This window comes from Pseudomonas sp. MD195_PC81_125 (genome assembly GCF_014060985.1).
Lineage (GTDB): Bacteria > Pseudomonadota > Gammaproteobacteria > Pseudomonadales > Pseudomonadaceae > Aquipseudomonas > Aquipseudomonas parakoreensis.
On the sequence record NZ_JABULD010000432.1, the window covers coordinates 1 to 5,169 of the forward strand.

General features: G+C 64.8%; 1 protein-coding gene and 1 pseudogene. Both read left to right on the plus strand.

Annotated elements, in window-relative coordinates:
• The first annotated feature begins 118 nt into the window (after positions 1-118).
• Positions 119-3,713, plus strand: a pseudogene (locus HT737_RS17550) (DUF2339 domain-containing protein).
• Positions 3,710-5,074, plus strand: a complete 1,365-nt coding sequence (locus HT737_RS17555) for a DUF3999 domain-containing protein (RefSeq protein ID WP_182403448.1) — start codon at positions 3,710-3,712, stop codon at positions 5,072-5,074. The pseudogene HT737_RS17550 and the gene HT737_RS17555 overlap by 4 nt, the downstream one beginning before the upstream one ends.
• Positions 5,075-5,169: the final 95 nt, after the last annotated feature.

The window sequence follows — 5,169 nt, forward strand, 5'->3', positions numbered from 1 at the left end:
CGGCAGCTCCTACACAAGGTGTTCACAAAACCCTGTAGGAGCTGCGAAGGCTGCGATCTTTTTGGATCAGGCTGCGCTAATCTTCCCGGATTGGCCTTTGCGCTTAGGGATATCGACCATGCAATGGATGTTCATGTTGATCGGGCTGCTGCTCGGCTGGCTGCTCGATGAGTCGTTCAGTGCCGCGCTGCTGGGTGCACTGCTTGGGCTGGCGATCGGGCAAACGCTGCGCATCGCCCGTCTTGGCTCGCAGGCCACCGACCAACAGCGTCAACTGGAACAGGCCAAGATCGCCCTGCAAGCCGTCGAGCAGCGTCTGTTCCTGCTTGAAGGTGCCGGCGTGCGCACTACGCCGCCGAGCATGGCGCCGACTCCGGACGCTGCCGTCGACCCCGTCATCGTTGCCGAACAAGCACCCGCCGCTACCCCCTGAGCTGGTCTGGGAACTGCCGCCGGAACTCGAACCTATCTCTGCCGTTGCCAGCGAAGCCAGCCAGCCGCTGCCGGCCGATGTCTGGCGTCTGGACGCCGTCACCGACGAGCCAGTCCCCACACAACCTGCCGAACCCCGTGGCCCGAACCTGATCGAGCGCGGCATCAGCGCTGCGCGCAACTGGCTGTTCGGCGGCAACACGGTGTTGCGGGTCGGCGTAGTGCTGTTGTTTTTCGGTCTGGCGTTCCTGCTGCGCTATGCCACCGAAGGCATGGTGGTGCCGATCGAATTGCGTTATGCCGGCGTCGCGGCGGCGGCGTTGGCCCTGCTGGCGTTGGGCTGGTGGTTGCGTCGGCGCAACAGCAGCTATGCGCTGATTCTGCAGGGCACCGGGATCGCGGTGCTGTACCTGACGGTGTTTGCGGCGATGCGACTGCATCCGTTGCTTGATCCGTCCGCCGCGCTGGGTTTGCTGGTGGCGGTCACGGTGTTTTCGGCCATTCTCGCCATCACCCAGGATGCTCTTGGACTGGCCGCCGCCGCTGCGCTCGGCGGTTTCGCCGCGCCGATCCTGACCTCGACCGGCGCCGGCAACCATGTCGCGCTGTTCAGCTATTTCGCGCTGCTCAATGCCGGCATCCTTGCCATCGCCTGGTTCAAGGCCTGGCGCCTGCTCAACCTGATCGGATTCGTTGGCACGTTCGGCATCGGCTTCGCCTGGGGGCTGCGTTCGTATGCGCCCGAATTGCTGTGGAGCACCGAACCGTTCCTGATTCTGTTCTTCCTGATGTACCTGGCCATCGGCCTGCTGTTTGCCCGGCGCAAGTTGCTCGACATGCCCGATGCACCGGCAGACGGCGACCGCGAGGCGCTGCTGCACTGGTCGGCGCGCAAGGGCGACTACGTCGACGGCACAATGCTGTTCGGCCCGCCGCTCGTGGGCTTCGGTCTGCAGTTTGCGTTGGTGCAGCACCTGGAGTTCGCCGCTGCGTTCAGCGCACTCGCACTGGGCGTGATCTACATGGGTCTGGCCCGGGTGTTGATGGGCGGCCGCGCCTTGTTGCTGGGTGAAACCTGTCTGGCGCTGGGGGTGATTTTCGCCAGTCTGGCGATCCCGCTAGGCCTCGATGCACGCTGGACCTCAGCAGCGTGGGCAGTGGAGGGCGCGGGGATTTTCTGGCTCGGCCTGCGTCAGCAGCGGCCGTTCGCCCGAGCGTTTGCCCTGTTGCTGCAACTGGGTTCGGCGCTGGCGTTCCTCAGTCAGCTGCGGGTCGGCGAAAGCAGCCTGCTTGACGGCGCACCGTTGGGCGCGTTGATGCTCGGCTTCGCGCTGCTGTTCAGTTTCTATCAATTGCGCAAAGCGGCGCCGGAACAGGCTTCGCCGTGGGAGCGCCAGGGTTTGCCGGTACTGGCGGCGCTGGGCCTGACCTTCCTGTATTTGCTGGCGCCGTTGTTTTTCTTTGTTCAGGCGACAGCGATCAGTTGGGCCTTGGCCGGACTGGTGACCTTGTTTGTCGGCCTGCGCCTGCAATCGCGTACGTTCCTGTTCACCGCGTTCGCCGTGCAGTTGTTCGGCGGTGCGCTGTTCCTGTTGCGTCTGCAAGGCGCGGGCGGGGATTCGGCGGCGGTGTTCAGCGCCGGGTGGAGCGGGTTGCTCAGCGCATCGCTGATCGGTCTGGCGTTGATCGCCGGCATGCTGCTGGCGGCACGGGACGAGATGGTGCGCGGCGATGTGCGGCTGCTGCGCGGCTTGTCGGTGGTGTTGCTGGCGGGGCTGGTGCTGATCAACCTGGCGGTGCTGTTCGTGTTGCCGTGGCAAACCGCGAGTGCGGTGTGGGCGGCGAGTGGCTTGCTGATCATCTGGCTGAGCCTGTACCTCAAGCAGCGCGTGAGTTTTGTTTTCGGCCTGTTGTTGCAGTTGATCGGTGGCACGGCGTTCTTGTTGGCCGGCCCCGAGTTGCTCGTGCCGCTGTCCAGCGAAGGCCTGCGGCCGCTGGCTCATGGCAGCTTCTGGACGCCACTGGTATTGGGGCTGGCCGCGCTGGTCGGTGCCTGGCGTTTGCAACTGGGCAATCATGCCTCGGCGTTCGATGCGCTGGGTTTGCAGCGTCTGTCTGAAGTGTTGCTGGTGTGGGGCGCCGGTTGGTGGGCGTTGGCGTGGGTCAGTGAGGTGCTGCGTTTTGCACCGTTGAACCTGCAGGCGCCGCTGTTGCTGCTGGTCGCCGCGCTAAGCGTGGCGTTGTGGACGCTGTTGGCGCTGCGCCTGAAATGGCCGGCGCTGGGCCTGATCTGCACCTTGCTGATCCCGGCGGCGGGGCTGGTGCTGCTGGCGGCGTGGCATTCGCGTTATCACCCGGCGGCGAATGTCGGCTGGCTGGCGTGGGTGCTGGTGTTCGTCGTGCACTTCTTCAGCTTGCGACGCTTGGCGCCGATGTTGCCGGCACGGGCCTTGAGCACGGCGCATGTGCTGGGTTGCTGGCTGCTGATCGGCGTGCTGGCGCTGGAGATGCGCTACGGCTTGCTGCTGTTGTCCGAGCAATACAACGCTTGGCGCTGGCTCGGCTGGGCGATCCTGCCGAGCCTGTATCTGTTGCTGGCGGCGGCTCCACGCAACTGGCCTTGGCCGGTGGCCGCGTTCTCGCGCGAATATCGTTTGTATGCCGCTGCGCCGTTGGCAGTGCTGATGCTGGCGTGGTTCTGGCTGGCCAACGGCTTCAGCGACGGCAATGCCGAGCCGCTGCCGTACGTACCGCTGGTCAACCCGCTGGAATTGGGCCTGCTGTTTGCCCTGTTCGGGGTGTACGCGTGGTCGCGCCATGCGTTGACGCAGTTTGCCCTGCGCAAGGATTACGCCGAGTACGCCACGCAACTGGTCGCCGGGGTTTCGCTGTTCGCCTTTTGTACCGCGCTGGTGACCCGCGCCGCGCACCATTGGGCGGGGATCCCGTTCGAGCTGGATCTGCTGCTCGAATCGATGCTGGTGCAGGCCGGGTTGTCCATCGTCTGGACCCTGATGGCATTGGGTCTGATGATCGGCGGGCATTTGCGTCACCGGCGCGAAGTCTGGCTGATCGGCGCGGCGCTGATTGCGCTGGTGGTGGCGAAACTGATTTTTGTCGAATTGAGCAACCGTGGCGGCCTCGCCCGGATCGTCTCGTTTATCGGCGTCGGCGTGTTGCTGCTGGTGGTGGGCTACTTTGCGCCGCTGCCGCCTAAGCGTGTCGAAGCCGAACCGGAGGCGGACAAACCCGTGCCGGATACCGAAGGAGTTTCATCTTGAGTCGCATGCTGAATCTGGGGTGGTTGGCGCTGGGCGTGGTGATAGCTGCCGGCGCCCAGGAAAAACCGGCGGACTTCGCCACGCAGGTCCCGCTGACGGTGAGCGGCAACGGCCCGTGGTATCGCCTCGACCTGCCGCTGAGCGCGCAATTGCAGGCACGCCAGACCGATCTCAGCGACCTGCGCGTATTCAACGCTGCTGGCGAGCCGCAGGCCTACGCCCTGGCCCGGGAATCGGCGCAGACCCGCGACGACGGGCAGTTGCATGAGGTGAAGTGGTTCCCGCTGTACAACGCCGCCGACGCCAGCGAGCGCGCGCCGAACGTGCGCGTGCAATCGACCACCACCGGCACGCTGGTGGAAGTGCAGCCGTCAACTCAGTTGGAGGCCGGTGAGGAAGTGCTGCGCGGCTGGCTGCTCGATGCCAGCGCGATCAAGGCGCCGCTGCAGCAACTGATCCTCGACTGGACCAGCGAACGCGACGGTTTCCAGCGCTTCAGCATCGAGGCCAGTGATGACTTGCAGCATTGGCAGGCGTGGGGCGAAGGGCAGGTGGCGCGCCTGACGTTTTCCGACGAGCGCATCGAACAGCATGAGGTGACGCTGCCGGGGCAATCGGCGCGCTATCTGCGTCTGCTGTGGGAGACGTCCACCTCGGCACCCATCCTCACTGCAGTGCAATTGAAAAGCAGCGATCCACGCAACGTGCCGCTGCCGTTGGTCTGGTCGCAAGCGTTGACGGGCAGCAGCACCCAATCCGGCGAGTACACCTGGCAGTTGCCGATGGGGCTGAATGTCGAGCGGGTGCAGGTCGAGTTGAAACAACCGAACAGTCTGGCGCCGGTCACCCTCGCGGGCCGCCGCGAAAGCAGCCTGCCGTGGCAGCCCCTGAGCAACGGCTTGCTGTATCGCCTGACCCAGAACGGTCAGGACGTGGTGCAGAACGAATTGCAGTTGTACGGGCAAACCGTGCAGCAATTGAAACTGAGCGTGGATGAGCGCGGCGGTGGCCTGGGCGAGCAGGCACCGAGCCTGAAATACGCGGTGCGAGCGACGCAGGTGATTTTCCTCGCACGGGGTGACGGGCCTTACAGCCTGGCGCTGGGCAATCCGACGGTGAAAACCGCGAACCTGCCGCTGAGCACGCTGATTCCGGATTTCAAAGCGGAAAAACTCGCGGCGCTGGGCAAGGCGACGGTGCAGGGCGACGTGGTCACCACGCCGACCGCCCCGGCCACTACAGCGGCGGTGGCTGCAACCAACTGGAAGAAAATCGGCTTGTGGGCGGTGTTGCTGGTGAGTGTGGTGTTCCTCGGGGTGATGGCGGCGAGTCTGTTGCGCAAGCCACCGACCCGTTCCTGAGAATGGCTGGCGCTGCGCGCCATTCGCTGGCAAGCCAGCTCCCACAGGTTATTGGGTGTACACAAATCAGGTGAACGGCCGAAGTCCTTGTGGGA